Source organism: Aromatoleum evansii (assembly GCF_012910805.1).
GTDB lineage: Bacteria > Pseudomonadota > Gammaproteobacteria > Burkholderiales > Rhodocyclaceae > Aromatoleum > Aromatoleum evansii.
The window spans coordinates 1-1,126 of sequence record NZ_WTVK01000165.1 but is presented as its reverse complement, the minus strand read 5'-3'; the positions used below and the strand labels follow the sequence as shown (position 1 = coordinate 1,126).

Below are 1,126 nucleotides of genomic sequence, written 5' to 3'. Positions count from 1 at the left end.
CTGGTGTTCACGCTGCTCTTCACCATGTTCGGCAACGTCAAGGACGGACTCATCGTGTTCACCGGCGTGCCGTTTGCGCTCACGGGCGGGATCCTGGCGCTTTGGCTGCGCGGCATCCCGCTGTCGATCTCGGCCGGCGTCGGCTTCATCGCGCTGTCCGGGGTCGCGGTGCTGAACGGACTGGTGATGATCTCGTACATCCGCAGCCTGCGCGACGATGGACTGGTGCTCGACCACGCGATCCGCGAAGGCGCGCTGACGCGACTGCGTCCGGTGTTGATGACGGCATTGGTAGCGTCGCTGGGTTTCGTGCCGATGGCCATTGCCGTCGGGACCGGTGCCGAAGTGCAACGGCCGTTGGCGACCGTCGTGATCGGCGGCATCCTGTCCTCTACGGTCCTGACCCTGTTGGTGCTGCCCGCGCTGTACCGGCTTGCGCATGGCCGCGATGAGCAACGGCAATTGTCCCGAATCGCGGTCGCCACGGCGGCTCCCGCGCCTGTTGCAAGCATCTGAGTGAAACTGAAACCGGGTACGAACCGTGCCGCGCCGCCTACCGGCGAAACGCGCACGAGTTCGCACCCAATCGAGAGAGGTCCACATGAAAGCACGTACCAAGATCGTTTTTGTTGCAGCCCTGGCCGGACTTACGGGATGCGCGAGTAATGTCGTCTATGAAGGGAAGTATGCGCAGGACGACGGCTGGAGAAAGGGAACCGTGGTCGAGATCGGGCCGGCGAAAAGCCTGAACCGGCCGTCATTCTATGATTGCAGGACCGAGGCATCGTATAAGGATGACAACGAGCTGTATGTGCTGGTCGCGTTATTTACAAATGGACACCCGCATGCACGTGCGGCGAAGTTGCCTGCTGACGCGCAATTGCAGGTCGGCGACAAGGTCTACGTGAACTTCAAGGACTGCAACGCGCCACTGCCAAAGCGCACCTCATGAACCAGCGAGTTCAGTTAGTAGAATTACCGCATGCGATGCCGGGACGCCAGGGAATCGTCGATTCTGATCGACGGCCGACCGGTCATCGCTCAGGCTCTGCAGGACCGAAGCGATGAATGACGACGTCCATCATGAAGCGTGGGGCGACCGAGTCGGGCCGGAGTTGCTCGACGC

Annotated in this window: 2 protein-coding genes; both read left to right on the top strand. The window is 61.7% G+C overall.

What is annotated here, in order from left to right; genetic code table 11:
* A partial coding sequence (locus tag GO615_RS27705) for an efflux RND transporter permease subunit (RefSeq protein WP_211167409.1) occupies positions 1-516 on the top strand: 516 nt, incomplete at its 5' end.
* Positions 517-601: 85 nt separating this feature from the next.
* Complete coding sequence (locus GO615_RS27700; protein WP_211167408.1) at positions 602-952, top strand: hypothetical protein; 351 nt, start codon at positions 602-604, stop codon at positions 950-952.
* Positions 953-1,126: the final 174 nt, after the last annotated feature.

Excerpts from the sequence above, each read along its gene's own strand:
- GO615_RS27700 (WP_211167408.1), top strand. The coding sequence starts at position 602 with ATGAAAGCACGTACCAAGATCGTTTTTGTTGCAGCCCTGGCCGGACTT.